Annotated in this window: 26 protein-coding genes; 24 read left to right on the forward strand and 2 right to left on the reverse strand. The window is 67.7% G+C overall.

The genetic code is table 11. The features are described 5' to 3' along the window. Nucleotides 1-410: 410 nt before the first annotated feature. Both APT59_RS18975 and APT59_RS22300 read left to right on the forward strand, forming a co-directional pair. On the forward strand, nt 411-2252 hold the full coding sequence (locus tag APT59_RS18975; protein WP_059316287.1) for a 3'-5' exonuclease: 1842 nt from the start codon (nt 411-413) through the stop codon (nt 2250-2252). A 27-nt stretch (nt 2253-2279) separates the two neighbouring features. Beyond that, complete coding sequence (locus APT59_RS22300; protein ID WP_082696392.1) at nt 2280-3272, forward strand: 5'-nucleotidase; 993 nt, start codon at nt 2280-2282, stop codon at nt 3270-3272. Here APT59_RS22300 and APT59_RS18980 read toward each other — a convergent pair. Further along, a complete protein-coding gene (locus tag APT59_RS18980; RefSeq protein ID WP_059316288.1) occupies nt 3265-4149 on the reverse strand; it encodes a LysR substrate-binding domain-containing protein in 885 nt (294 codons plus the stop codon). The two genes, APT59_RS22300 and APT59_RS18980, sit on opposite strands and share 8 nt — an antisense overlap. 107 nt (nt 4150-4256) lie before the next feature. Here APT59_RS18980 and APT59_RS18985 point away from each other — a divergent pair, with 107 nt between their 5' ends. The 22 genes from APT59_RS18985 (at nt 4257) to APT59_RS19090 (ending at nt 23207) form a co-directional block, all read left to right on the forward strand. Further along, nucleotides 4257-5534 carry an MFS transporter gene (locus APT59_RS18985; protein ID WP_059316289.1) on the forward strand — a complete coding sequence of 426 codons (1278 nt, stop codon included), beginning with the start codon at nt 4257-4259 and terminating at the stop codon, nt 5532-5534. Between the two features lie 351 nt (nt 5535-5885). After that, entirely contained in the window at nt 5886-6611 is a 726-nt protein-coding gene (locus APT59_RS18990) for a beta-ketoacyl synthase chain length factor (protein ID WP_059316290.1), read from the forward strand. Further along, nucleotides 6611-7378 (forward strand): lysophospholipid acyltransferase family protein, encoded by a 768-nt coding sequence (locus tag APT59_RS18995; RefSeq protein WP_017642721.1) that lies wholly within the window; start codon nt 6611-6613, stop codon nt 7376-7378. Before APT59_RS18990 ends, APT59_RS18995 begins: the two co-directional genes overlap by 1 nt. Further along, nucleotides 7371-7631 (forward strand): phosphopantetheine-binding protein, encoded by a 261-nt coding sequence (locus tag APT59_RS19000; RefSeq protein WP_017642722.1) that lies wholly within the window; start codon nt 7371-7373, stop codon nt 7629-7631. Before APT59_RS18995 ends, APT59_RS19000 begins: the two co-directional genes overlap by 8 nt. A 10-nt stretch (nt 7632-7641) precedes the next feature. Continuing rightward, nucleotides 7642-7896 carry an acyl carrier protein gene (locus tag APT59_RS19005; protein ID WP_017642723.1) on the forward strand — a complete coding sequence of 85 codons (255 nt, stop codon included), beginning with the start codon at nt 7642-7644 and terminating at the stop codon, nt 7894-7896. A 10-nt stretch (nt 7897-7906) separates the two neighbouring features. Then, nucleotides 7907-8479 carry a hypothetical protein gene (locus tag APT59_RS19010; protein WP_059316291.1) on the forward strand — a complete coding sequence of 191 codons (573 nt, stop codon included), beginning with the start codon at nt 7907-7909 and terminating at the stop codon, nt 8477-8479. Next, complete coding sequence (locus APT59_RS19015) at nt 8476-10122, forward strand: AMP-binding protein (RefSeq protein WP_059316292.1); 1647 nt, start codon at nt 8476-8478, stop codon at nt 10120-10122. Before APT59_RS19010 ends, APT59_RS19015 begins: the two co-directional genes overlap by 4 nt. After that, nucleotides 10119-10856 (forward strand): glycosyltransferase family 2 protein, encoded by a 738-nt coding sequence (locus tag APT59_RS19020; protein WP_059316293.1) that lies wholly within the window; start codon nt 10119-10121, stop codon nt 10854-10856. The genes APT59_RS19015 and APT59_RS19020 overlap by 4 nt, the downstream gene beginning before the upstream one ends. Nucleotides 10857-10900: 44 nt before the next feature. Continuing rightward, nucleotides 10901-11773 carry a glycosyl transferase gene (locus APT59_RS19025; RefSeq protein WP_237140625.1) on the forward strand — a complete coding sequence of 291 codons (873 nt, stop codon included), beginning with the start codon at nt 10901-10903 and terminating at the stop codon, nt 11771-11773. Continuing rightward, nucleotides 11763-13289, forward strand: coding sequence for an HAL/PAL/TAL family ammonia-lyase (locus tag APT59_RS19030; protein WP_059316295.1), 1527 nt, complete (start codon nt 11763-11765; stop codon nt 13287-13289). The genes APT59_RS19025 and APT59_RS19030 overlap by 11 nt, the downstream gene beginning before the upstream one ends. Continuing rightward, on the forward strand, nt 13282-13716 hold the full coding sequence (locus tag APT59_RS19035) for an acyl-CoA thioesterase (protein WP_059316296.1): 435 nt from the start codon (nt 13282-13284) through the stop codon (nt 13714-13716). The genes APT59_RS19030 and APT59_RS19035 overlap by 8 nt, the downstream gene beginning before the upstream one ends. Continuing rightward, a complete protein-coding gene (locus APT59_RS19040) occupies nt 13704-14288 on the forward strand; it encodes an outer membrane lipoprotein carrier protein LolA (protein ID WP_059316297.1) in 585 nt (194 codons plus the stop codon). Before APT59_RS19035 ends, APT59_RS19040 begins: the two co-directional genes overlap by 13 nt. Beyond that, nucleotides 14285-16609, forward strand: coding sequence for an MMPL family transporter (locus tag APT59_RS19045; protein ID WP_059316298.1), 2325 nt, complete (start codon nt 14285-14287; stop codon nt 16607-16609). The genes APT59_RS19040 and APT59_RS19045 overlap by 4 nt, the downstream gene beginning before the upstream one ends. Beyond that, on the forward strand, nt 16602-17849 hold the full coding sequence (locus APT59_RS19050; protein WP_059316299.1) for an NAD(P)/FAD-dependent oxidoreductase: 1248 nt from the start codon (nt 16602-16604) through the stop codon (nt 17847-17849). The genes APT59_RS19045 and APT59_RS19050 overlap by 8 nt, the downstream gene beginning before the upstream one ends. Next, the gene (locus APT59_RS19055; protein WP_059316300.1) at nt 17846-18346 is read left to right on the forward strand and encodes a hypothetical protein; all 501 of its coding nucleotides are present in this window, start codon (nt 17846-17848) and stop codon (nt 18344-18346) included. Before APT59_RS19050 ends, APT59_RS19055 begins: the two co-directional genes overlap by 4 nt. Further along, nucleotides 18343-19527 (forward strand): beta-ketoacyl-[acyl-carrier-protein] synthase family protein, encoded by a 1185-nt coding sequence (locus tag APT59_RS19060; protein ID WP_059316301.1) that lies wholly within the window; start codon nt 18343-18345, stop codon nt 19525-19527. Before APT59_RS19055 ends, APT59_RS19060 begins: the two co-directional genes overlap by 4 nt. Beyond that, the gene (locus APT59_RS19065; protein WP_059316302.1) at nt 19524-19973 is read left to right on the forward strand and encodes a hotdog family protein; all 450 of its coding nucleotides are present in this window, start codon (nt 19524-19526) and stop codon (nt 19971-19973) included. The genes APT59_RS19060 and APT59_RS19065 overlap by 4 nt, the downstream gene beginning before the upstream one ends. After that, nucleotides 19970-20707: a 3-oxoacyl-ACP reductase FabG gene (gene fabG, locus APT59_RS19070; RefSeq protein ID WP_059316303.1), complete on the forward strand. Its 738-nt coding sequence runs from the start codon at nt 19970-19972 to the stop codon at nt 20705-20707. Before APT59_RS19065 ends, fabG begins: the two co-directional genes overlap by 4 nt. After that, a complete protein-coding gene (locus tag APT59_RS19075) occupies nt 20707-21939 on the forward strand; it encodes a beta-ketoacyl-ACP synthase (RefSeq protein WP_059316304.1) in 1233 nt (410 codons plus the stop codon). Before fabG ends, APT59_RS19075 begins: the two co-directional genes overlap by 1 nt. Nucleotides 21940-21962: 23 nt before the next feature. Then, nucleotides 21963-22361 (forward strand): hypothetical protein, encoded by a 399-nt coding sequence (locus tag APT59_RS19080; protein ID WP_059316305.1) that lies wholly within the window; start codon nt 21963-21965, stop codon nt 22359-22361. Between the two features lie 100 nt (nt 22362-22461). Further along, nucleotides 22462-22911 carry a hypothetical protein gene (locus tag APT59_RS19085; protein ID WP_059316306.1) on the forward strand — a complete coding sequence of 150 codons (450 nt, stop codon included), beginning with the start codon at nt 22462-22464 and terminating at the stop codon, nt 22909-22911. 59 nt (nt 22912-22970) lie between these two features. Further along, on the forward strand, nt 22971-23207 hold the full coding sequence (locus tag APT59_RS19090) for a hypothetical protein (protein WP_059316307.1): 237 nt from the start codon (nt 22971-22973) through the stop codon (nt 23205-23207). Between the two features lie 719 nt (nt 23208-23926). On the opposite strand, the gene ilvA is transcribed toward APT59_RS19090, so the two are convergent. Continuing rightward, nucleotides 23927-25441 (reverse strand): threonine ammonia-lyase, biosynthetic, encoded by a 1515-nt coding sequence (gene ilvA, locus APT59_RS19095; protein ID WP_156428974.1) that lies wholly within the window; start codon nt 25439-25441, stop codon nt 23927-23929. Nucleotides 25442-25564: the final 123 nt, after the last annotated feature.

The raw sequence follows: 25564 nt of genomic DNA on the forward strand, positions 1-25564 counted from the left end.
CTACCGTCGAAGCCCAACACCCCAACGCAACGCACCTCACCCAAACGTCCCCTCTCCCTCGGGGAGAGGGCCGGGGTGAGGGCAGTCCATCGCCGTAGGTTGGGCTGAGACAGCTCCACCGTCGAAGCCCAACACCCCCAAAGCAACGAACCTGCCCCAAACGCCCCCTCTCCCTCAGGGAGAGGGCCGGGGTGAGGGCAAACCAAACCTCGACATACCGCTATACCCCCAAGACAGCCCAATACCGGCCACCTGCCAGCCACCATCGGTCGGCCAACTCGGCCAATCGCCCGGCAACACCCGTCTCGCGCTTTACCCGCCGCACCTGCCTGACTAACGTATGACGAAAGGACTTTTGTGCGACAGATCACGGTTTATCCGCCCTGCCTCACACCACGGATGGATGACCGATGGCCCGCTTCTTCCCCGCTCGCAGCCAGTGCCAGTTCGATACCCCCGGTGAACGTCGCTTCGCCGAACGCCTGGAAAAACTGCTCGAAGACGACTACCTCTGCTGGAGCAACGTCCCGGTCGGCCCCAAGGCGCGCTACCCGGATTTCGTCGTACTTCATCCGCGTCGCGGCATCCTGGTGCTGGAGGTTAAGGACTGGAAGCTCGCCACCCTGGAATCCGTCACCCCGGGCAAGGTGCGCTTGCACACCCAGGACGGCCTCAAGACCGTCGCCAATCCCCTGCTGCAAGCCCGCTCCTACATCCTCGAAGTCGACCTGCTGCTGAAAAAGGACCCGCTGCTACGCCAGAGCGCCGGCTCGCCCCATCCGGGCCAGCTGATCATGCCCTGGGGCTGGGGCGTGGTGCTCACCGGCATCACCCGCCGCCAGTTCGAGCAGACCGACCTGGCCGACGTCCTCGATCCCCAGCGCGTGCTCTTCCAGGACGAAATGACCGAGTCCGCCGACCCCGAAGCCTTTCAGCAACGCCTCTGGGACATGTTCCCCCACGTCTTTCCCTGCGCCCTCAGCCTGCCGCAGATCGACCGGGTGCGTTATCACCTCTACCCCGAGGTGCGGGTCAACAGCCAGCCCGGCCAATTCGGCCTGTTCGACGCCGCCGAGGCGCCGCTGCCCAGCCTGATCAAGGTCATGGACCTGCAGCAGGAACAGCTGGCGCGCTCCCTGGGCGACGGCCACCGCGTCATCCACGGCGCCGCTGGCAGTGGCAAGACCATGATCCTCGGCTATCGCTGCGCCCACCTGGCCAAGGTCTCGGTCAAACCCATCCTGGTGCTCTGCTACAACAAGTCCCTGGCCGGGCGACTGCGCCAGGTGATCGAGCAGAAGGGCCTGGGCGAACGGGTAGTGGTGCAGAACTTCCACGCCTGGTGCGCCGAGATGCTCACCGCCTACCAGGTGGACAAGCCGGACCACCGCTTGGCGGTAGCGGCCAAGATGGAGCAGTACGTGCTGCGCACCATCGAGGGCGTCGACCGCGGCCAGATCCCCCGCGGCCAGTACAGCGCCGTGCTGATCGACGAAGGCCATGACTTCGCCCCCGAGTGGTTCCAGCTGGTGGTGCAGATGGTCGACCCCAGCACCCAGTCCCTGCTGGTGCTCTATGACGACGCCCAGGCCATCTACCGCGGCAAGGGCGGCAAGAAGGCGCTGGACTTCAGCTTCGCCAGCGTCGGCATCCAGGCCCAGGGCCGCACCACCATCCTCAAGCTCAACTACCGCAACACGGTGGAGATCCTCTCCGTCGCCCGCGCCTTCGCCACCGAACTGCTGACCAGCCGCGATGCCAGCGAAGACGGCGTGCCCCTGATCGCCCCGGAAAGCGCCGGCCGCCGTGGCCCCTTCCCCGAACTCATCCAGTGCGGCAGCGACCGCGAGGAATGGGACCTGCTCATCGCCCGCATCCGCGACGAACAGGCCGCCGGCCGCCAGCTCAGCGACATGGCCATCCTCTATCGCAGCACCAGCCAGGCCTACCAGGCCGAATACGAACTCAAGAAGGTCGCCATCCCCTATCGCTCCGGCGCCAGCAACAAGGGCCGCGCCCAACTCTACGACGCCGAAGACAGCGTGAAGATCATCAGCATGCACTCCAGCAAGGGGCTGGAGTTCGGCCTGGTGCTGATTCCAGGACTAGGCGAAATGCCCAAGCAGGGCGAGCCGGAAGCGGATGAGGCGCGGTTGCTGTATGTGGCGATGACGCGGGCGATTGATCGGTTGGTGATGACCTTCAAGACGAACTCGACCTTCACAGACAAACTGAAGAAAACCATCACTTAGAGCTTGAAAAATCCAGGGAACAAAAATATGGCCATTGACTTCAGCAAAACGCTAGTTATAGGAGTATCTTCGAGAGCACTATTCAATCTGGAAAAAGAAAATGAAATTTTCACGACGAACTCTATAGAACACTACCGCAAGTTTCAGTTAGAAAATGAGAGCCTGATCCTAGAGAAGGGAGCCGCCTACTACTTGGTAGAAGCCCTATTAAAGCTAAATAAACACTCTCAAGAGCAGCGTTTAGTTGAAGTGATCATAATGTCTAAAAACAGCCCAGATACTGGACTAAGGATTCACAACAGCATAAAACACTACAACCTAGATATAACTCGCTCTGCTTTTTCAGGCGGAGAATCTCTAGCTCCATTCCTCAAAGCATTTGACGTCGACTTACTATTAACCAAACATAAAGAAGACGTTCAGGCAGCTATTGACATGGAGCATTGCGCTGCTGCAGTAATTTATGATCCTCCTAGTGGATACCTACCAGACGAGGAAAAAATCCGATTCGCATTCGATGCCGACGCGGTGATTTTTTCTGAGGATTCAGAGTACATATACAAAACCAGCGGAATCGACGAATTCCAGAGAAACGAAACAACAAATGAAGATATTGAATTAAAAGACGGACCTTTCGCCAAGCTCATAAGGGTTCTCTCGACAATCCACACAAATATTGGATCTGATAAATCCCCCATAAAACTGTCGATAGTCACAGCTCGGAACAGCCCTGCACACGTACGAGTCATCAAGACATTGAGAAAATGGAACGTCTATGTAGACCAAGCATTTTTCTTAGGCGGTCTTCCCAAAGACAAAGTACTTAAGGCCCTAAGACCTCATATATTCTTTGATGACCAACGTGCCCATGTGGAGCCAGCGTCTAAGGTAGTACCTGCAAGCCAAGTACCTTATAAAACAGGATCCCCCCTCAAAGACTTCCTTGAAAAGGAAGTGGTACTTGAGTTAACACCACTAGAAATTCAACAGCAAAATCAAACACCTTCCAAAACTAGCTAGTCAGTAGCAACCCCACAAACGCCTCCGCCTGCGGCGATACCTCATCCCGGCGTCTGAGCAACCACACCGCCGAGGTCGCCTCGGGATCGTCCAGCTCGCGATACACCAGCCCTTCCATCTGGGTGCGCTGGTAGGTGGCGGGGAGCACGGTGACGCCAAGGCCGGCGGCGACCAGGCCGAGGATGATGAGGACTTCGCTGGCCTCCTGGACGATGCGCGGGGTGAAGCCGGCGCGGGCGGCGAGGGTCAGTAGCTGATCGTAGAGACCGGTGCCGAAGCTGCGCGGGAAGTAGACGAAGGGCTCTTCGGCGAGCGCGGCCAGGGGCAGCGGGCCGCTGCCCTGCTGGGCCAGGGGATGATCGTGTCTCAGGGCGACCACCAGGGGTTCGCGAAAGAGTTCGACCGCCACGAGGGAATCCGGCAATTCGATAGGGCGGATCAGGCCGATCTGCAGGTTGCCGGCGAGCATGGCGTCGATCTGTTCGCGGCTGCTCATCTCCTGCAGTTGCAGGCGCACCTCCGGATAGGCGCGGCGATAGGCGAACAGCGTTTTGGGGATGGTGGCGACGAAGGGCGAAGAGGCGCTGAAGCCCACCTGCAGTTGCCCCGTCTCACCGCGCCCGGCGCGGCGGACCCGTTCGGCGGCCCGTTCGCTGGCCAGGAGTATCTGCCGGGCTTCGTCGAGAAACAGCCGGCCGGCCTCGGTCAGGGCAACGCGGCGGTTATTGCGCTCCAGCAGGCGGGTGTCCAGCTCGGCTTCCAGGGCCTGGATCTGCTGGCTAAGCGGAGGCTGGGAGAGGTTGAGGCGCTGGGCCGCACGACCAAAGTGCAGTTCTTCGGCCACCGCTACGAAGTACCTCAGGTGTCGCAATTCCATGCTGTCTCCATTGAGTCGCAAAACCTATCAATCGAGACAGACAATATATTGGATATATGACCGCGACCAGCTTAGGGTGATGAGGTCAGACTTGCCTTGAGGTACCTGTGAACACGTCCCGGTCGTCCGCCACGCCCCCTGCCCCTGCGCTGGAAACCCGCCCTGCCGCCAATGAGCCGCAGCACGCGTCGGACGCCTTCATCGAAAAGGGTACGCCGCAATTCCTGCGCACCGCCCTGGCCCTGTTCTGCGGCGGCTTCGCCACCTTCGCCCTGCTCTATTGCGTGCAGCCGCTGATGCCCATCTTTTCCCTCGCCTTTGGCCTCACTGCTGCCGCCAGCAGTCTGTCGCTGTCCCTGGCCACCGGCCTCATGGCCTGCGGCCTGCTGGTGACCGGGCCGATTTCCGATGCCATCGGCCGTAAGTCGGTGATGGTCTATGCGCTGTTCGCCGCCGGGGCCTTCACCCTGCTCAGCGCCCTGATGCCGACCTGGGACGGCATCCTGGTGACCCGTGCCCTGGTTGGCTTATCGCTGGCTGGAGTGGCGGCGGTGGCCATGACCTACCTGGCCGAGGAGGTGCATCCCGAACACCTGGGCTATGCCATGGGCCTCTATATCAGCGGCAACGCCCTGGGCGGGATGTCGGGTCGGGTGATCAGCGGGGTCCTGGTGGACTTCGTCTCCTGGCGCATCGCCCTCGGCGCCCTGGGGGTGCTGGCGCTGGTGGCGGCGGTGCTGTTCAAGCGCAGTCTACCGGCCTCGAAGCGCTTCCAGCCGCGGCCCCTGCGGCCACGCAGCCTGCTCGCCGGCTATGCCCTGCACTTTCGCGATGCCGGCCTGCCCTGGCTGTTCCTGGAAGCCTTCCTGCTGATGGGCGCCTTCGTCACCCTGTTCAACTACATCGCCTATCGCCTGCTGGCCGAACCCTATCACCTGAGCCAGGCCTGGATCGGGGTGCTGTCGCTGGTCTATCTGGCGGGGATCTACAGCTCGGCCAAGTTTGGCAGCCTGGCCGATCGCTTCGGTCGGCGGCGGGTGTTCGCCGCCGCCATCGTGCTCAAGCTCTGTGGTCTGCTGCTGACCCTGTTCACCCCGCTGTGGCTGGTGCTGCCGGGTATGCTGCTGTTCACCTTCGGCTTCTTTGGCGCCCATTCGGTGGCCAGCAGCTGGGTGGGCCGCCGCGCGCGCCAGGCGCGTGGCCAGGCGTCGTCGCTCTATCTGTTCAGCTACTACGCCGGCTCCAGCGTGGCCGGCACCCTGGGTGGCTTCTGCTGGCACCTGGCTGGCTGGACCGGCGTCGGCCTGTTCATCGGCGCCCTGTTGCTCGCAGCCCTGGCCGTGGCCGTCCGTCTTTCGAAGTTGCAGCCGCTGCCAGCGGCGTGACGACCGCTCCGTCGTGAAGGGGACGATCTTAGCGCGACCCCTGGAGCCCTGATCGCGATAACCGTCAGCGACGAATTCGCCTTTACGTTCACCCACCCCCGCCAAATCCCGGCTTTCACTGCCGCTCGTCGCACGGAGCGGCGTTTCACGCCCTTGCAAGGGGCTCCAACTTCCCTACCGCGCTAGCCTGTTCCCGGCTCAATGCGGGCGACTGCTACCCCTTCGCAAAGTTCATGCAAATGTTTGCCTAGGGTAATAGCCGCTTGGATAATGCGCGCCGAACGCTGCAATACCCTGCTCATCAGGGATAGATGAAACGGCAAGCACGTAGGCTCCGGGGTAGATTCAGCCGTGAACATACATTTCCAGATTAGCGATTGGCGCGCCTGGGCGCCTGGTCTTGGCGACCAGGATGCCTGGCGGCAGTGGTGCGCCGCGCCCTGGTGTCCGGCGGACGACGGCAGCCAACCCGATGCCAGCTTCCTGCCGGCCATGCAGCGCCGCCGTCTTAGTCGCCTGGCACGCATGACCTTCCAGGTGGCCTGGCCATTGGCCGACGCCCATGGCGAGCCACTGCCGCTGATCTTCGCCTCGCGCCACGGCGAGACCCCGCGCACCCTGGCCATCCTCCAGGAGCTGGCCCGCGGCGAGCCGCTCTCCCCGACCCAGTTCAGCCTTTCGGTACACAACGCCATCATCGGCCAGTGGTCGATCCTGCGTGGCGATCACAGCGAGATGAATGCCCTGGCCACAGGCCGCGATGGTCTCGAACACGCCGTGCTGGAAGCCTCCACCCTGCTCGCCGAAGGCGCCAGCGGGGTGCTGGTGGTGATCGCCGAAGAGGCGCCGCCTACCCTCTATGCGCCCCAGATCGACGACGTACCCTTTCCCTATGCCGTGGGCCTGCTGCTCACTCCTGGCAGCAGCCATGGCCTGAGCGGCGAGCCGGCCCCGGCGGACGCCGCGACCAGCGTCTGGCCGCATGCCCTGGAATTGCTGCGCCTGCTGGAAGCCCGCGGTGATCGGCACCTGGCCTATGCCGGGCGCGCCTGGCATTGGCAGGCGGAGACCTGCTGATGACTGGCCGGCTGGACTACGGCTACCGGCTGCTGGCCACGGGGCTCAACTTCGTGGTGTTCGGCTGCGGCGCCCTGGTCTTCCGCTTGCTTATTCTGCCGATCCTGCTGGTGCTGCCAGGCGATCCGCTGCAGCGGCGTCAGCGTGCGCGGCGGGCCAATGCCCGGCTGTTCCGCTTCTTCGTCGCCTTCATGGTGCTGACCCGGGTGATGAACCTGCGCATCCAGGGCCGCGAGCGCCTGGGCCGCCCGGGCCAGCTGATCATCGCCAACCACCCCTCGCTGATCGACGTGGTGGTGCTCATCGGCCTGGTGCCCGACGCCAATTGCGTGGTCAAGCAGGGGCTCTGGCAGAACCCCTACCTCAAGCGGCAGATCCAGGCGGCCGGCTACATCAGCAACAACGGCAGCGCCGAGATGCTCGACGAAGCCGCCGACGCCCTGCGCGAGGGCCAGACGCTGATCATCTTTCCCGAGGGCACTCGCACCACCCCCGGCGAGCCGCCGCGCTTCCATCGTGGCGCCGCGGCCATCGCCCTGCGCGGCGCCCGCTGCATCACCCCGGTCACTATCCGCGTGGTGCCCAGCACCCTGACCAAGGCCACGCCCTGGTATCGCATCCCCTCCCGGCGCTTCGACTTCCAGCTGGACGTCGGCGCCGACATCGATCCCTCCACCTTCGCCGGGCGGCCGCTGCCGCTGGCGTCGCGTGAACTCAACGACCAGCTGCACCAGCTCTACCTGAAGGAAACCGGCAACCATGACTGATCTCAACCTTGAGCTCAAAAGCCTGATCATCGAGGCGCTCGGCCTCGAGGACGTCACCGTCGACGATATCGGCGACGACCAGATCCTGTTCGGCGACGGCCTGGGCCTGGATTCGGTGGACGCCCTGGAGCTGGGCCTGGCGATCCAGAAGCGCTACGGCATCCGCATCGACGCCGAAGCCAAGGACACCCGCACCCATTTCGCCAACGTCAACGCCCTCGCGGCCTTCGTGGCCGCCCAGCGCGCCGCCTGAGGAGATCGCCATGCAAAGCCGTGAAGCCATCTTCGAGACCCTGCGCAGCGCCCTGGTCGAGCTCTTCGAGCTGGAGCCCGAGCGGGTGACCCTGGAGGCCAACCTCTACGAGGACCTGGAGATCGACAGCATCGACGCCGTCGACCTGATCGACCACCTGCGCCGCCAGACCGGCCACAAGATCGCCGCCGAGCAATTCCGCCAGGTGCGTACCGTGGGCGACGTGGTCGAGGCTGTCTATCGCATCAGCCAGGCGGACGCCTGATCCGCCGCCTATGAGTGCCCTGCCTTCCCGCTCCCCGCTGGGCCTGCTCGCCGCTGCCCTGCTGCTCCTGCTCGGCCTGGCCTATCCCTTCGCCGTGTACTTCGGCCTGCAGCACCTGTCGCCGCGGCTGTTCGCGGTCGGTCTCGGTGTGCTCTGGGGCCTGCGCCTGCTGCAACCCGAACTCAACGGCCTGCAGCGCGGCACCGCCCTGGTCGCTCTGGGCTTCTGCCTGCTGCTGGCCCTGAGCGACGCCGCCGTGCTCTTGCGCTGGTATCCGGTGCTGCTCAGCCTCTTCCTGCTGGCGGTGTTCGGCCTGAGCCTGCTGCGCGGCCAGCCGCTGATCGAGCGCCTGGCACGCTTGCGCGAACCCGAGCTGCCACCCCGTGCGGTGCGCTACACCCGCCGGGTGACCCAGGTCTGGTGCCTGTTCTTTCTGTTCAATGCGCTCACCGCCGCTGCCCTGGCGCTCTGGGCGCCGCTGGCCTGGTGGACGCTCTATACCGGCGTCATCGCCTATGGCCTGATGGGCCTGCTGTTCGCCGGTGAATGGCTGGTCCGCCAGCGCGTGCGGAGGTTGCCATGACGTTCACCCCTCTCGCCGAGCTGCTGGGCGCCGCGAGCCCGCTGGATGCGGCCCTAAAGCAGCGCGCCCTGAGCCTGGCGGCGGCCTTCCAGTCCGCTGGCCTCAGGCGGCTGGCGCTGTACCTGGACGATGCCGAGGACCTGGCCTGCGCCCTGCTCGGCGCCTGGCGCGCCGGCATCGAGGTCGTCCTGCCGGCCGATGCCCAACCCGCCACCCGCGCGCGCCTGGTACCGACGCTCGACGCCTGGCTCGACGATCTTGCCGGCTGGACCGCCGCCGAGCCCCTGGCGCCCGCCCCGCTCGACCTCCAGGCACCGCTGCTGACCCTGAGCACCTCGGGCTCCAGCGGCGAGCCCAAGCTGATCGCCAAGCAATTGTTCCAGCTGGCCAACGAGGTCGCCGCCCTGGAGCGCCTCTGGGGCGAGTCCCTGGGCGAGGCGACCATCCTCGGCAGTGTCTCCACCCAACACATCTATGGCCTGCTGTTCCGCGTGCTCTGGCCGCTCTGCAGCGGTCGCCCCTTCGCCCGCCAGGCGCTGCCCTTCACCGAGGAGCTGCAGCGGGAGACCGCCGCCCTGCTGCGCGAGGGTCGCCGTGCGGTGTGGATCAGCAGCCCGGCGCTACTCAAGCGCCTGGGCGAGAACCTCGATGACGCCATCCTCGGTCAGGTGGTGCGAGTGTTTTCCTCTGGCGGCGTGCTGCCGGAGGCGGCGGCCACGGCCTGCCAGGCGCGCTTCGGCCAGTACCCTACCGAGGTCTATGGCAGCTCCGAGACCGGCGGCATCGCCTGGCGCCAGGGCCCGCAGCCCTGGCAGGCCTTCGCCGACCTCACCCTGGGCCAGGACGCTGACGGCGCCCTCTGGCTGAGCTCACCCTACCTGCCCCAGGGCGTGCGCGAGCAGACCATGGACGGTGTGAGCCTGCTGGGAGACGGTCGCTTCGAGCTGCTCGGGCGTCTGGATCGCATCGTCAAACTGGAAGAGAAGCGCATCGCTCTGCCAGCGCTGGAAGCGCGCCTGCTCGACCATCCCGCCGTCGCCGACGTCCGCCTGGGCGTGGTGCAACAGGGTCGCGCCCTGCTCGGCGCCCTGGTCGCCCTGAGCGAAAGCGGTCTGCACCAGTTGCGCAATGGCGGTCGCCGCGCCCTGGTGGCCGAGTTGCGCGAATACCTGGCCGGCCACTGCGAGGCCATCGCCCTGCCGCGCCGCTGGCGCCTGCTGCTGGCGCTGCCCTACAGCGCCCAGGGCAAGCTGGCCCAGGCCGAGGTGGAGCGGCTGCTGGCCCAGCCACGGCCGGTGGACATCGAACCGCTCGGCGTCGAGCGGACCGAAGACGGCTGGCGCCTGGAGCTGGAAGTCGCCCCGGACCTGGCGTTCTTTTCCGGTCACTTCCCCACGGCACCGGTGGTGCCCGGGGTGGTGCAGGTCGGCTGGGCGCAGCGCCTGGCCCGTCAGCACCTGAATCTACCCGCGGACTTCGCCGGGATGGAGGTGCTGAAATTCCAGCAGCTGCTGCGCCCCGGCGACCGGGTAACCCTGACCTTCCACTTCGACGCCACCCGCAGCAAGCTGCACTTCGCCTTTCGCCAGGGCACCGCGGCCTGCTCCTCCGGGCGCATCCTGCTCAAGGAGGCGCAGCCATGAGTTTTCGTGCCTGCGCGGTGATCCCGGTATTCGACCATGAGCACGCCCTGCCGCTGGTGGTCCAGGCGCTGCGCCAGCGCGCCCTGCCCTGCGTGCTGGTGGACGACGCCTCCAGCCCCGCCTGCGCCCAGGTGATGGACGAACTGGCGACCCAAGCCGACGTCCATCTGCTGCGGCTGCCGGTCAACCAGGGCAAGGGCGGCGCGGTGATGGCCGGACTCGCCGAGGCGCAGCGCCTGGGCTTCACTCATGCCCTGCAGGTGGATGCCGACGGCCAGCACGACCTGGCCGACGTGGCCGCCTTTCTCGCCGAGGCCCAGGCCTATCCCGAGGCGCTGATCTGCGGCTATCCGCAGTTCGACGACTCGGTGCCCAAGGGCCGGCTCTATGCCCGCTACCTCACCCATGTCTGGGTGTGGATCAACAGCCTGTCCCTGGCGATCCGCGACAGCATGTGCGGCTTTCGCGTCTACCCGCTGGCGCCGACCCTGGCGGTGATCCGCGCCGGCGGCCTGGGCAAGCGCATGGATTTCGACCCGGAAATCCTGGTGCGCCTGGCCTGGCGCGACCAGCCCATGCGCTGGCGTCCGACCCGGGTGCACTACCCGCTGGATGGCCGCTCGCACTTTCGCCTCTGGCAGGACAACGTGCTGATCTCGCGCATGCACACCCGGCTGTTCTTCGGCATGCTGCTGCGCGCGCCGCGTCTGCTCTGGCGCCGGGTGCGCGCGTGAGCGGCCACTGGGCGCAGCAGCGCGAGCGTGGCAGCCCCGTGCTGATGCGCCTCACCGCCTGGCTGGCGCGGCACCTGGGCCGCCGCGCCATCGCTCCGCTGTTGCGGCTGATCGTGCTGTACTTCTTCCTGTTCGGCGCCCGCGCCCGCCGCGGCATCCGCGAGTACCAGCAGCGCCTGGCCGCCTGGAGCGGCCGTCCCGAGCTCAAGCCCGACTGGCGCAGCGGCTATGCCCAGTTCATGGCCTTCGCCGAAGCCCTGCTGGACAAGCTCGACGCCTGGAACGGCCGCCTCGGCCTGGATCAGGTGCGATTGCACGACCCGGATCAGGTGCACAGCCGCATGCACGCGCCGCGTGGCGAGATCCTGGTCACCGCCCACCTGGGCAACCTCGAAGTCTGTCGCGCCCTGGCCCAGCTGGGGCGGCGGGTGCGCCTCAATGTACTGGTGCACACCCGCCATGCCGAGGCCTTCAATCGTCTGCTGGAAGAGGCCGGCGCCAGCGATCTGCGGCTGATCCAGGTCAGCGAGCTGGACCCGGCGGTGATGCTGCAGCTCAGCGAGCGCCTGGAGCGCGGCGAATGGCTGGCCATCGCCGGCGACCGGGTGCCGCTGCATGGCGGCCGGACCGTCGAGGTGGACTTCCTCGGCGCCCCGGCGCCCTTCCCTCAGGGCCCCTGGCTGCTGGCGCACCTGCTGCGTTGCCCGACCAACCTGCTGTTCTGCCTGCGCGAAGCCGACGGCTACCACCTCTACCTGGAAGATTTCGCCCCGGCCCCGGCCTGGCGTCGCCAGGAGCGTGCCGCCGGCATCCAGGGCCTGGCCCAGGCCTATGCCGAGCGCCTCGCCGCCCATTGCCTCAAGGCACCGCGGCAGTGGTTCAACTTCTACCCCTTCTGGAGTCGCGATGAACGCTAGTGTTCGCTTTGGTAGCCAGGCTTTCGCCATCGAAGACCTGGTCGCCCTGGCCGAGGGCCGGGCTCAGGCCGAATTGCAGGACGACGCCGCCTTCCGCGACGGCATCGCCCGCGGCGCGCGCTTCGTCGATTCGCTGCTGGCCCGCGAGGGTTCGGTCTACGGCATCACCACCGGCTACGGCGATTCCTGCGTGGTCGCCGTACCCCTGGCCCAGGTCGAGGCGCTGCCGCGTCAGCTCTACACCTTCCACGGCTGCGGCCTGGGCCGCCATCTGGATGCGGCGGCGACCCGCGCCGTGCTGGCGGCGCGGCTGCAGTCGCTGTGCCAGGGCGTCTCCGGGGTGCGCGTCGAGCTGCTCGAACGCCTCACCGCCTTCCTGCGCGAAGACATTCTGCCGCTGATCCCCGAGGAGGGCTCGGTGGGCGCCAGTGGTGATCTCACCCCGCTGTCCTATGTGGCCGCCGCCCTCTGCGGCGAGCGCCAGGTGCTCTGGCGCAATGAGATACGGGAAGCAGCGGACGTCCATGCCGAGCTGGGCTGGACGCCGCTGGTGCTCAGGCCCAAGGAAGCTCTGGCGCTGATGAACGGCACCGCGGTGATGACCGGCCTGGCCTGCCTGGCCTTTTCCCGCGCCGAGTACCTGCTGCGCCTGGCGACGCGCATCACCGCGCTCAACGTGGTGGCCCTGGCCGGCAACCCGGAGCACTTCGACCAGCGCCTATTCGCCGCCAAGCCCCATCCGGGCCAGGGCCAGGTGGCCGCCTGGTTGCGCGCGGATCTCGCCGCCGAAGGGCCGGCCGCGCCCCTGCACCGCCTGCAGGACAGATATTCGCTGCGCTGCGCCCCACATGTCCTGGGCGTGCTGGCCGACAGCCTGCCCTGGCTGCGCCAGTTCATCGAGACCGAACTCAACAGCGCCAACGACAATCCGCTGATCGACGCCGAAGACGAGCGGGTGCTGCATGGCGGCCACTTCTATGGCGGCCATATCGCCTGCGCCATGGACAGTCTCAAGACCCTGGTGGCCAACGTCGCCGACCTGCTCGACCGCCAGCTCGCCCTCTTGGTGGATGCGCGCTACAACCATGGCCTGCCGGGCAATCTCTCCGGCGCCCCGGCCGAGCGGGCCATGCTCAACCACGGCTTCAAGGCGGTGCAGATCGGCGCCAGCGCCTGGACCGCCGAGGCGCTCAAGGGCACCCTGCCGGCCAGCGTCTTCTCCCGTTCCACCGAATGCCACAACCAGGACAAGGTCAGCATGGGCACCATCGCCGCCCGCGACGCCCTGCGCGTGCTGGAGCTCACCGAGCAGGTGGCCGCCGCTACCCTGCTGGCCGCCCAGCAGGGCGTCTGGCTCAGGTGCGAGCAGGGCGTGCAACCGCCCGCGCCCCTGGCCGCCATGCACCGCGCGCTGGGCGAGACCTTCCCGCCGCTGATCGAAGACCGTGCCCTGGAAGCCGAACTGCGCCAGACCCTGACCCTGATTCGCGCCCGCCACTGGAGGCTCTATGCGTAAGACCGGTGCCCTGCAGGTCGAGGTGGAGATGCAGATCCCCTTCTTCGACGTCGACATGATGGAAATCGCCTGGCACGGCCATTATGTGAAGTACCTGGAGGTGGCGCGTTGCGCGCTGCTCGACCGCCTCGACCATAACTACCTGCAGATGCGCGACTCCGGCTATGGCTGGCCGGTGATCGACCTGCAGATCCGCTACATCCGTCCGCTGCTGTTCCAGCAACGCGTCCGCGTCCGCGCCGATCTGGTGGAGTGGGAGCATCGCCTCAAGCTCAACTACCTGATCAGCGACGCTGCCACCGGTGAGCGCCTGACCCGCGCCAGTACCGTGCAGGTCGCCGTGGACATGGCCAGCCGCGAGATGCAGCTGGCCTCGCCCAAGGTCTTCATCGACGCCGTGGAGAGGGCCCTGGCATGCGCACGCTGATCGCTCTGCTATTCATCCTGGCCGCGCCCCTGGCCCAGGCCTTCGATCTCGACGACCTGGCCGCCCAGCTGGCGCGCCCCGCGGCGGTCGAGGGCAGCTTCGTCCAGCAGCGCTATCTGCGCGCCCTGCCGCAACCGCTCACCAGCAGCGGCCACTTCACCCTGGCCCGCGGCCTGGGCCTGCTCTGGCGGCTGGAAAAGCCCCTGGCACAGACCTATCGCATCACCCCCGGCACCATCGCCAAGCAGACGCCGACGGGCTGGACGCCCTTGCCCGGCAGCGACCTGGCCGCACGCCAGAGCGCCCTGTTCCTGGCCGTGCTCGGCGGCGATCGCAGCGGCCTGGAACGCGACTTCGAGCTGGCCCTGACAGGCGACGCCAATCACTGGCAGCTGCGCCTGACCCCACGCGGCGCACTGCTCAAGCAGGTGTTCGACGGCATCCTCATCCAGGGCGGCGCCCTGGTCGAACAGGTGGAAATCCGTGAGACCCAGGGCGACCGCAGCTTGCTCACCCTGGACGGCCAGCCCAGCGACACCCTGGGCGCCGAGCAGCGCGCGGTCTTCCAGTGACCCGGCTGCAGCGCCCCTTCCTGCTGTTATTGCTCACCCTGCTGGCGCTCAGCGCCTGGCAGTGGCGGCATGGTCCGCCGGTGGCCGCCGATCTGCTGGCGCTCTTGCCCCAGGGCGCCGGCGACGCCCTTACCCAGCAGGCCGAGGCGCGCATGGCCGAGCCGCTCAATCGTGAGGTGCTCCTGCTGGTGGGTCATCCCCAACGTGAGCGGGTCGCTGCCCTGGTCGAGCGCCTGGGCCAGGCCTGGTCCCATGAGCCACTGTTCGAAAAGGTGCAATGGCAGCTGACGCCAGATCTGCCTGGCCTGCGCCAGCAACTCCTGGCCAGTCGCCTGGCGCTGACACCGGGGCCGGCGCGCGACGAACTGCTCAAGACGCCCGACAGCTATCTGCAGGCCCGCGCTGCGGCCCTCTTCGATCCCTTCGCCGGCGCCGGCGCCCTGCCCCTGGAGCAGGACTGGTTCGGCCTCGGCCTGTTGGTGCAGCGCCAGCTCACCCCGGCCAGCAAGGTGCAATTCGACGCCGGCAGCGGCCTGCTGCTGACCCAGGGCGACGGTCTGACCTGGGCCCTGATCCGCGCCCGTACCCGCGCCGATGCCTTCGACTTCGACGCTCCGCCTCGGGTGGAAGCCCTGATCGAGGCCGCCCGCCCTGAGGTGGTCGCGGATGGCGGTCAGCTACTCGCCGCCAGCGGCCTGAGATACGCCGCCGCCGGCCAGGCCACCGCCAGTCGCGAGATGTCGCTGATCGGCGGCCTGGCCACCCTTGGCACCCTGGCCCTGCTGCTGGGGCTGTTCCGCCGCTGGCGGGTGCTGCTCAGCCTGCTGGCGGTGGGCGTGGCCCTCCTGGCCGGCAGCGCCGCCTGCGTGCTGCTGTTCGGCCAGATCAACGCCCTCACCCTGATCCTCGGCGCCAGCCTGACCGGGGTGGCCGCCGACTACCCGCTGCACTACCTGAGCAAGAGCTGGAAGGGTGGCTCCTGGGATGCCACGGCCATCCTGCGCCAGACCCTGCCGGGATTGTCCCTGAGCCTGGCGACCAATCTGCTGGGCTACCTGGCGCTGGCCTGCACGCCCTTTCCGGCGCTGACCCAGGTGGCGGCGTTTTCCGCCGCCGGCCTGATCGGCGCCTACCTCACCACCGTCTGCCTCTTGCCGGCCTGGTGGCAGCGCCTGGACCTGGCGCCGCCCGCCGCTCCCCTGCGGCTGATGCAACGCCTGCTCGACCTGCGGCTGCGCCTGCTGGCGCGCACCGGCAGCCTGCCGCTGCTCCTGGCGCTGCTGGCCTTTTGCGGCGCTGGCGTCTGGCAGTTGCACCTGCAAAACGACCTGCGCCTCTGGCTTGGCCAGGACCCGGCGCTGACCCGCGAAGCCCAAACCATCGCCCGTCTTACCGGGCTGCAACCCACCAGCCAGTTCTTCTTGGTGCGCGGGGCGGATGCCGATGAGGTGCTACGCCGCCAGACAGTCCTGGGCCAGCGGCTCGACAGCCTGGTCAGTCAGGGCCAGCTGCAGGGCTATCGCGCCCTTAGCGGCCTGGTCGCCCCCGCCGCGGCCCAGGCCGAACTACGTCAGGCCCTGGCCGGTTGGGGCGAGCGCCTGCAACCCCTGCTGGCGGTAGGCATCCCGGCCGAGGCGCTGGACGCCGAACTGAGGCAACTGCATCAGCTACCCGACCTGAGTCTCGACCAGGCCCTGGCCGGCCCGCTGGGCGAACCCTGGCGACCGCTCTGGCTGGGCCAGACGGCCGACGGCGGCGCGGCCGGGCTGGTCAGCCTGCAAGGGCTGGGCAACGCCCAGGTCCTGCAGACGGTGGCCGAGGGCTTGCCTGGCGTGCAGCTGGTGGATCGCCTCGGCGAACTACGCGGGCTGTTCCTCCATACCCAGCGCTTGGCGGTGGAGCTCAAGTTGCTGGCCTCGGCGGCCATCTTCCTCCTGCTGCTCTGGGCCTTCGGTCGCCGCGCGGCGCTGCGCATCGTCTGCCTGCCGCTGCTGGCGGCGCTGGCCGCCCTGGCCTGCCTGGGCTGGCTGGGTCAGCCGCTGACCCTGTTCAGCCTCTTCGCCCTGCTGCTCATCACCGCCATCGGCGTGGACTACGCCATCCTCATGCACGAGGCCATCGGCGGCGCGGCGGTGAGTCTGCTCGGCGGCCTGCTGTCCGGCGTCGGCAGCTGGCTGTCGTTCGGTCTGCTGATGCTCAGCAGCACCCCGGCCATCGCCAACTTCGGCCTGGCCATCAGCCTGGGGCTGGTGTTCAGCTTTCTGCTGGCACCTTGGGCCTCGCCCCCCGTCTCCCACGAAAAGGACCTTCGTCATGGTTGAACATCATCCCCTGGTCGTCATCGGTGCCGGCCCGGCCGGCGCCGTGGTCGCCGCCCTGCTCAAGCGTCGCGGCCATCCGGTACTGGTGCTGGAAGCCCAGCACTTCCCGCGCTTTTCCATCGGCGAGAGCCTGCTCTCCCACAGCCTGGATTTCGTCGAGGAAGCCGGGATGCTGCCGGCGGTCGAGGCCGCCGGTTTTCAGACCAAGGTCGGCGCGGCCTTCGCCTGGGGGGAGCGCTACACCGACTTCGACTTCCGCGACACCTACAGTGGCGGGCGCAGCACCTTCCAGGTCCAGCGCGGCCCCTTCGACAAGATCCTCGCCGACGACGCCGCTCGCCAGGGCGTGGCGATCCGCTACGGCCAGCGGGTGACCGCCGTGACCCTGGGCGAAGACGGTGAAAGAACCCGGATCGAGGTGCTGGGCGACGACGGCCAGGCCTATGCGCTGACCACCGACTTCCTGCTCGATGCCAGTGGCTACGGACGGGTGCTGCCGCGCCTGCTGGACCTGGAAGCCCCTTCGGACTTCCCTCCGCGTCGTGCCCTCTTCACTCATGTCGAGGACCGCATCGACGATCCCGGCTTCGACCGCGACCGCATCCTCATCACCACCCACCCGACCTGGCGCGACGTCTGGTTCTGGACCATCCCCTTCAGCGACGGCCGCACCTCGCTCGGGGTGGTGGCCGCCGCCGAGCGCTATGCCGGACGCGCCCCCGATCTCGCCACCTGTCTGCGCGACTGGGTCGCCGAGACCCCGAGCCTGGCCCGGGTGCTGCACAATGCAGTCTGGGACACCCCGGTGCGCGAGTTGGGCGGCTATGCGGCCAACGTCAAGCGCCTGCACGGCCCCGGCTTCGCCCTGCTGGGCAACGCCGCCGAGTTTCTCGATCCGGTGTTTTCCTCGGGCGTCACCATCGCCCTGCGCTCGGCCAGCCTGGCCGCGCCCCTGGTGGATCGCCAGCTGCGTGGCGAGGCGGTGGACTGGGAGGGCGAGTTCGCCCGACCGCTCAAGGCGGGCGTCGATACGTTCCGTGCCTATGTGGAGGGCTGGTACGATGGCAGCTTCCAGGACGTCATCTATTTCGAGAACGCCGACCCCGAGATCCGCCGCATGATCTGCGCCATTCTCGCCGGCTACGCCTGGGACCTTCGCAACCCCTTCGTCAAGGAGCCCAAGCGGCGCCTGCGCCTGCTCGTCGAGCTCTGCCAGCTGAATTCGGCCCACCCTGCATGACCCTGCCCCGTCCTCTCGTCTTCGCGCTGGCCTGCCTGCTACTGCTCGCCGCCTGCGCCAGCCAACCGCCACTGCCCAGCAGTCCGCCACCGCTGGCGCACACGCTCGTCTATCAGGTGGAGCGCCAGACCGCCGAGGGCAGCGACGCCCTGCTGCTGGCCATCCAGCCGGAAGGCCAAGCCCTGCGCTTTTCGCTGTTCGATCCGCTGGGTGTGCCCCAGGCGCGCCAGCGGCTGCTCGACGGCGCCTGGCACGCCGACGGCCTGCTGCCGCCCAATCCCCGGGCGCGCACCTTCTTCAGCGTACTGCTGTTCGCCCTGACCCCGGCCGACCAACTGCCGCAGGCCTATGCTGCAGGCGACTGGCAACAGGCCGCCGATGGCAGCCGCAGCCTCAAGGACTGGCAGGTGCGCTATCCCGCTGCCGACCGCCTGGAGCTGCAGGCACCGGACGGGTCGCGCTATCGCCTGACCCTGCTGCCGGAGTCCGCGCCTTGAGCGCCTACCTGAATGCCCTGGGGCTGCTCTGCGCCCTGGGCCAGGGCCAGGCCGAGGTGGCGCGCGGCCTGTTCGCCGGCGACACGGCAGGCATGCAGCCCACCCCGGGCTGGATCCCCGAGCGCCAGCCACCGGTGGGCACCGTCAGCGCCGCCCTGCCGGCCTGGCCTACAGACTGGGCACCCTTCTTCAGTCGCAACAACCAGCTCCTGCTGGCGGCCCTGACCGAGATCGAGCCTCAGGTGCGCCAGGCCATCGAGCGCCACGGTCCTGCGCGCATCGGCGTGGTGCTGGGCACCAGCACCTCCGGCATTCACGAGGCCAGCCTGGGCATCGCCGTGCACCAGCGCAGCGGCCAACTGCCCGAGGGCTATCAGTACGCCCAGCAGGAGCTGGTCGCGCCGGCCGATTTCCTCGCCCGCTACCTGGGCCTGAGCGGCCCCTGCTACGGCCTGTCCACCGCCTGCACCAGCAGCGCCCGCGCCCTGCTCAGCGCCCATCGGCTGCTGGTCCAGGGACATTGCGATGCCGTGCTCTGCGGGGGCGTCGACAGCCTCTGCGGCCTGACCCTGAACGGCTTCGCTGCCCTGGAAGCGGTCAGCGAACGCCTGTGCAATCCCTTCTCGGTCAATCGCTGCGGCATCAACATCGGCGAGGGCGCGGCGCTGTTCCTGCTGACCCGCGAGCCCGGTCCCATCGCCCTGCTCGGCGGCGGCGCCAGTTCCGATGCCCACCACATCTCCGCCCCCGACCCCAGCGGTCGGGGCGCCGTCCAGGCCATGCAGGCGGCGCTGCGTGCCAGCGGCCTGCAGCCGGGCGACATCGGCTATCTCAACCTGCACGGCACCGCCACGCCACACAACGACGCCATGGAAAGCCACGCCACCCATGAGGTATTCCCGGCCGGGGTGCCCTGCTCCTCGACCAAGCCGCTGACCGGTCATACCCTCGGCGCCGCCGGCGCCCTGGAAGCCGCCTTCGCCTGGTTGACCCTGGACCCGCAGCTCAACCCGGCCGGCCAGTTGCCGCCGCAGCGCTGGGACGGCCAGGCCGATCCGGCCCTGCCACGCCTGGCGCTGGCCCACGCCGACAGCCGTCTGGACGGCCGCCGCCACGCCATGAGCAACAGCTTCGCCTTTGGCGGCAGCAACGTCAGCCTCATCCTCGGAGCCACGCCATGATCCCCTGGCCCCTCGCCGAGCTGGTGCCCCACGCCGGCGACATGCTGCTGATCGAGGAGATCCTCGTCTGCGACGACCAGGGCATCGAGACCCGCCTGGTGGTGCGCCCCGGCCTCTTCACCGACGCCGACGGCGCCCTGCCGGCCTGGATCGGCGTGGAGCTGATGGCCCAGAGCGTGGCCGCCTTCGCTGGCTGCCAGGCGCGCCGCCGCGGCGAGACTCCGGCCCTGGGTTTCCTGCTCGGCACCCGCCAGTTCGCCTGCGACGTGGCGGCTTTTCCCGCCGGCGGTGAGTTGCGCATCCAGGCCCAGCCGGCACTGCAGAACGACGATGGCATGGCCATCTTCGACTGCCACCTGCAGGGCCCTGGCTGCCAGGCCAGCGCCCGCCTGAACGTCTATCGTCCGCCCCAGGCGGATCTGTATCTACAGGAGCCCGCGCCATGAGCGTTGCCCCCGCCCCGGTCCTGGTGACCGGTTCCAGCCGCGGCCTGGGCCGGGCCATCGCCCTGCGCCTGGCCGCGACCGGGCACGATCTGGTGCTGCACTGCCGCAGCCGTCGCGAGGAAGCCGAGGCCGTCCGCGTCGAGGTGGAGGCCCTGGGCCGCACGGCCCGGGTGCTGCAATTCGACGTCGGCGACCGCGCCGCCTGCGCGGCCATCCTCGAGGCCGATACCGAAGCCCACGGCGGCTACTATGGTGTGGTCTGCAACGCCGGCCTGACCCGCGACGGCGCCTTTCCGGCGCTGACCGGGGAAGACTGGGACGTGGTCCTGCGCACCAATCTCGACGGCTTCTACAATGTCCTGCACCCGGTGGTCATGCCGATGATCCGCCGCCGCGCGCCGGGGCGTATCGTCTGCATCACCTCGGTCTCCGGGCTGATCGGCAATCGCGGCCAGGTCAACTACAGCGCCTCCAAGGCGGGGCTGATCGGCGCCGCCAAGGCCCTGGCGGTGGAGCTGGCCAAGCGCAAGATCACCGTCAACTGCGTCGCCCCGGGGCTGATCGACACCGAGATCCTCGACGAGCATGTGCCGGTAGACAAGATTCTCGAGATGATCCCCGCCGGGCGCATGGGCACCCCCGAGGAGGTGGCCCACGCGGTGGCCTTCCTGCTCGCCCCCGAGGCCGGCTACATCACCCGCCAGGTGCTGGCGGTCAATGGAGGGCTGTGCTGATGATCGGTCGTCGCGTCGTGATCACCGGGATGGCCGGCGTCACCGCCCTGGGCAGTGACTGGCCGACCATCCGCGACCACTTCCTGGCCGGCCACAGCGGCATCCGCCGCATGGACGCCTGGGACCGCTATACCGAGATGAATACCCGCCTGGGCGGGCCCATCGTCGACTTCCAGGTGCCCAGCCACTGGACGCGCAAGCAGTTGCGCAGCATGGGCCGCGTCTCCCAGCTGGCGGTGGCCGCCGCCGAGCGCGCCCTGGCCGATGCCGGACTGCTGAATGATCCCGGCATCGCCGATGGCCGCATGGGCGTGGCCTGCGGTTCCTCCACCGGCAGCACCGACGACATCAAGGCGCTGGCCAACATGCTGCTCAGCGACGCCGCCGTGGGGCTCAATGCCAACACCTATGTGCGCATGATGCCGCACACCGCCGCCGCCAACCTGAGCCTGTTCTTTGGCCTCAAGGGCCGGCTGATTCCCACCTCCAGCGCCTGCACCAGCGGCAGCCAGGGCATCGGCTACGCCTACGAAGCCATCAAGTTCGGCCGCCTGCCGCTGATGCTGGCGGGCGGCGCCGAAGAACTCTGTCCCAGCGAGGCCATGGTCTTCGACACCCTCTATGCCACCAGCCTGCGCAACGATGCCCCCCACACCTCGCCGCGTCCCTACGACAAGGGACGCGACGGCCTGGTGATCGGCGAAGGCGCCGGCATCCTGGTGCTGGAAGAGCTGGAACACGCCCTGGCGCGCGGCGCGCACATCCACGCCGAGATCGTTGGCTTCGGCAGCAACGCCGACGGCCAGCACTCCACCCGCCCGGAACAGGCCACCATGCAGCGCGCCATGGAGCTGGCCCTGGAAGACGCCGGGCTGACGCCGGAGGCCATCGGCTACGTCAACGGCCACGGCACGGCCACCGAACAGGGCGACATCGCCGAGACCCGGGCCACCCAGGCGCTGTTCGGCTCCGGCATGCCCATCAGCTCGCAGAAGAGCTACCTGGGCCATACCCTCGGCGCCTGTGGCGCCCTGGAGTCCTGGTTCAGCATCGCCATGATGAACGAAGAGCGTTTCGTACCGACGCTCAACCTCGACGACCTGGACCCCCAGTGCGGCGAGCTGGACTATCTGCGTGACGGACCGCGGACCCTGCGTACCGATCATGTGATGAACAATAATTTCGCCTTTGGCGGGGTCAACACCTCGCTGATCTTCCGCCGCTGGTCCTGATGGCCATTTCCCGAGGTATTCCCATGTTGCGTCGCCTGCTGCTCGTCTCCGCTCTGCTGTTCCTGGCGGCCTGCACCCGCGCGCCCCTGGTGACGCCCCAGGAGGTTTTCCCCGCCGACCGGGTGGAGAACGCCGCCGACGTTCGCCGCACCATCGTCGATACCCTCGAACGCCGCGGCTGGACGGTGGGTCAGGAGAGCCCCGGCCTGGTGGTCGCCAGCATCGTGGTGCGCGATCGCCACCAGGCCTGGGTCGACATCCCCTACAGCACCAAGGGCTACCAGATCCGCTACCGCGACAGTGCCGGCCTCGACTACGACGGCGAGCGCATCCATCGCAACTACAACAAGTGGGTCCAGCTGCTCGACGCCGACATTCGCCGGCGACTGCAGCTGCCGGCCCCCGCTGCCGACGCGGAGTAACGGCCCTCGGCTTGCGCGAAATCGCAGAACACCGCCTCAAGGCTGACGGGACGGACGTTCTGGGTTAAACAGTCACCTTCACCCCCACAAGGAAGTCACCATGCGCCTCATCGCTCCCGCCCTTGCCCTCACCCTGAGCCTGGCCGCCCTGCTCCCCACCGCCGCCCAGGCCCGCGACACCACCCTGCAGCTGCCCTTCGCCGAGGTGGTCCAGGAAGCCCTGGCCGCCAAGCGCCTGGATGGCAGCGTCAAGTTCTACCTGGCCGGCAACCCGGTGCCGGGCAAGGCCACGGTGGTCAACTCCAGCATCACCACCAACCAGAAGACCAACGCCTTCAACAAGACCGACGAGGTCGCCTGCCGCTGGGTGCTGCAATCGGCGCTGATCCGCCTGCAGGAAGCGGCCAAGGCCGCCGGTGCCAATGCCGTCACCGACATCACCAGCTACTACAAGAAGAACGAGTGGAGCGATCCCAGCCGCTACGAATGCCACGCCGGCGCCTTCATCGCCGGTGTCGCCCTCAAGGGCAAGCTGGTGATTCTCAAGTAGGCTGGAACGGCGACGCGTCTGGGGTAGTCTGTCTAGAAACCCGCCCCGAGGCAGCCGCCATGCCCCACTTTCGCGTCCACTACCGCAAGGACGGCGAACCCCGTCAGCTCGATCTCGGCCATCCGCAGGCGACGCTCGCGCCCCATGAAGCGGCCCTCGCCGTGCTGGAACACCTGCGCGCCGACGCCGAGAACAGCCTGGCCCTGCCGCCTGCCGATGCACCCGCCGAGGCCATCCTGCGGCAGGCGGAGGTGCATGGGTTGACGGATATCAGGGTGGAAGAGCTGGCTTCGTAGGTTGGCGCTGAGCACAGCGAAGCCCAACGGGCGGGACTATCGATGTTTGGCCTCCTTCACCCCAGCCCTCTCCCCGAGGAAGAAGGGGCGCTCTGGTTCAGCGCGGACTTGGGGGCTCATTGCGGTCATGGCGATCCGCCGATGCGGCCGCTCCGGGAGTCCGATATTTCGCTCATCGCGGCCATGGGCCGCTCCTACAATGACATTTGAACCTGTAGGAGCGGCCCATGGCCGCGATCAGGCGTACTCAACCGTAGCGTGGAAAGCCGCGCAGCGTTTTCCACTGACGGGCTCCGGTACCAACGGTGGATAAGGCTACGCCGTTATCCACCCTCCCGGATGCCCCCGTAGGTTGGCGCTGAGCACAGCGAAGCCCAACGGGCGGGACTAGCAGTGTTTGGCCTCCCTCACCCCAGCCCTCTCCCCGAGGGAGAGGGGGCGGTCTGGTTCAGCGTTGGCTTATGGGCTCATCGCGGCCATGGCGGTCCGCCGATGCGGGCGCTCATATGAAAACTCCAGTGTTTTGCTAATCGCGGCCATGGGCCGCTCCTACAATGACATCTGAATCTGTAGGAGCGGCCCATGGCCGCGATCAGGCGTACTCAACCGCAGCGTTTTCTACTGACGGGCTCCGGTACCAACGGTGGATAAGGCCGCGCCGTTATCCACCCTACCCGTAGGTTGGCGCTGAGCGCAGCGAAGCCCAACGCCACCCAACCTCAGCCCAGGAACAACCGATACGCCGGATTCTCGGTCTCGTCCCAGTAGCGATAGCCGATGGCATCCAGGGTCGCCAGCAGCTCGCCCCGCTCGGCGTCACTGGCTTCCAGCGCGGCGAACACTCGCCCATCCGCCGCGCCGTGGTTGCGGTAGTGGAACATGCTGATGTTCCAGCGTCCGCCCAGGCGGTCGAGGAAGTCGAACAGCGCCCGGGGTCGCTCGGGGAATTCGAAGCGGAACACCTGCTCCTCACCGACCCGTGCCGCATGGCCACCCACGGTGTGGCGGATATGCAGCTTGGCCAGTTCGTTGTCGGTCAGGTCCAGCACCGGGAAGCCCTGGTCGCGCAGGCCCTGGATGAGGGCGTCACGCGGATCGCGCTGCGGATGGGTCTGGACGCCAACGAAGATATGGGCTTCCTGGCCGGTGTGGTACCGGTAGTTGAATTCGGTGATCTGCCGCCGGCCCAGCGCCTCGCAGAAGGCGCGAAAGCTCCCCGGACGCTCGGGAATGGTCACGGCGATGATGGCTTCGCGTTGCTCCCCTAGCTCGGCGCGTTCGGCTACATGGCGCAAGCGGTCGAAGTTGATGTTGGCGCCGGAATCGATGGCCACCAGCACCTGGCCGCCACTGCCTTCACGCTCGGCGTACTTCTTGATCCCGGCCACGCCCAGGGCACCCGAGGGCTCGGTGATGGAGCGGGTATCGTCGTAGATGTCCTTGATCGCCGCGCAGATCTCGTCCGAGCTGACGGTGATGACCTCGTCCACATAGCGCCGGCAGATCTCGAAGGTATGGTGGCCGATCTGGGCCACGGCCACGCCGTCGGCGAACAGCCCCACGCGTGGCAGGACCACCCGCTCGCCGGCGGCCATGGCCTGCTGCAGGCAGTTGGAGTCGTCCGGCTCGACGCCGATGACCTTGACCTCGGGGCGCAGGTATTTCACATAGGCGGCGATGCCGGCGATCAGACCACCACCGCCCACGGGAACGAAGATGGCATCGAGGCGCCCGGGATGCTGGCGCAAGATCTCCATGGCCACGGTGCCCTGGCCGGCGATGACGTCGGGATCGTCGTAGGGCGGCACGAAGGTGTAGCCCTGCTCCTCGGCCAGGCGCAGCGCCTCGGCCAGGGCCTCGGGAAAGGCGTCGCCGTGCAGCACCACCTCGCCGCCGCGTGACTGCACGCCGATGACCTTGAGCTCCGGCGTGGTGCGCGGCATGACGATGATCGCCCGCACGCCCAGCTCGCGGGCCGCCAGAGACAGGCCCTGGGCGTGGTTGCCGGCGCTGGCGGTGATCACCCCGCGCGCCTTCTCGCTGGCCGAGAGGCTGGCCAGCTTGGTGTAGGCGCCACGGATCTTGAAGGAAAACACCGGCTGCAGGTCTTCGCGCTTGAGCAGCACCTGGCAGCCCAGCCGTTCGGACAGCGCCCGCGCCGGTTGCAGGGGCGTTTCGATCGCCACGTCGTAGACGGGGGCGAGCAGGGTCTTCTTCACATACTGTTCGAGCATCAGCGGGGCGATCCGGTGGGTGCGGCGGGGGCGAAAAGTCTACTACGGGCACTCTCGGGTAGGTTAGCCAAGCCGTCCGAGCGGCTATAATCGAGGGCCCTTCACCCGTTTCTCTGCGGATAT

This window comes from Pseudomonas oryzihabitans (assembly GCF_001518815.1).
Classification (GTDB): domain Bacteria; phylum Pseudomonadota; class Gammaproteobacteria; order Pseudomonadales; family Pseudomonadaceae; genus Chryseomonas; species Chryseomonas oryzihabitans_E.